The following is a 1,077-nucleotide window of genomic DNA, read 5'->3' as shown; positions in this document are numbered from 1 at the left end:
GGGCACTCTAATGAGACTGCCGGTGACAAACCGGAGGAAGGTGGGGATGACGTCAAGTCCTCATGGCCCTTATGGGTAGGGCTTCACACGTCATACAATGGTACATACAGAGCGCCGCCAACCCGCGAGGGGGAGCTAATCGCAGAAAGTGTATCGTAGTCCGGATTGTAGTCTGCAACTCGACTGCATGAAGTTGGAATCGCTAGTAATCGCGGATCAGCATGTCGCGGTGAATACGTTCCCGGGTCTTGTACACACCGCCCGTCACACCATGGGAGCGGGTTTTACCAGAAGTAGGTAGCTTAACCGTAAGGAGGGCGCTTACCACGGTAGGATTCGTGACTGGGGTGAAGTCGTAACAAGGTAGCCGTATCGGAAGGTGCGGCTGGATCACCTCCTTTCTAGAGTTTGCACGAATCATGTAAATGATTCACGCATCAAATGTTCACACTTATCGGCTGTTAATATAAAGAACAGCATTTGGGGCTGTAGCTCAGCTGGTTAGAGCACCGTGTTGATAACGCGGGGGTCGTTGGTTCGAGTCCAACCAGCCCTACCAGTTTCTGTAGTAAATCTCAGGGGGATTAGCTCAGCTGGGAGAGCACCTGCTTTGCAAGCAGGGGGTCGTCGGTTCGATCCCGTCATCCTCCACCAAAAGTTCAAACGTAAATCAGTGTTGATTGCAACACCGGGATTTAGGTTTGGTCTTTTCGAGGCCAAGTGCTGTATGTTCTTTAACAATCTGGAAGAAGTAAAGATTATTTATTGATCGGTTTGCCGTAAAAAGCAAATCGATGGGTAATGATTGTATGTATCAACAAACAAGCAACAACGTTGTACTTTCTTATCCCTGTAGCGCTCTTTCATTATGCAAATGATGAGAGGCTAACGTTATAGGGACAAGCGAATAAGTGCACATGGTGGATGCCTTGGCGATTACAGGCGATGAAGGACGTAGTAGCTTGCGATAAGCTGCGGGGAGTGAGCAAACACACTTTGATCCGCAGATTTCCGAATGGGGCAACCCACCCTTTTAGGGTATTGCATACTGAATACATAGGTATGCAAGGCGAACGC

At 49.0% G+C, this 1,077-nt stretch carries 2 tRNA genes and 2 rRNA genes; all 4 read left to right on the top strand.

Going from position 1 to position 1,077, the window contains the following annotated elements:
- Positions 1-401, top strand: a 16S ribosomal RNA gene (locus JaAD80_RS29920); the annotation flags it as partial.
- A gap of 81 nt (positions 402-482) precedes the next feature.
- A tRNA-Ile gene (locus JaAD80_RS29915) sits at positions 483-559 on the top strand.
- Between the two features lie 19 nt (positions 560-578).
- Positions 579-654, top strand: a tRNA-Ala gene (locus tag JaAD80_RS29910).
- 243 nt (positions 655-897) lie between these two features.
- A 23S ribosomal RNA gene (locus tag JaAD80_RS29905) occupies positions 898-1,077 on the top strand; the annotation flags it as partial.

The organism is Janthinobacterium sp. AD80 (genome assembly GCF_002878455.1).
Classification (GTDB): Bacteria; Pseudomonadota; Gammaproteobacteria; order Burkholderiales; family Burkholderiaceae_D; genus Janthinobacterium.
The sequence above is the reverse complement of the archived record's forward strand: the minus strand, read 5'-3'. Positions and strand labels throughout refer to the sequence as shown.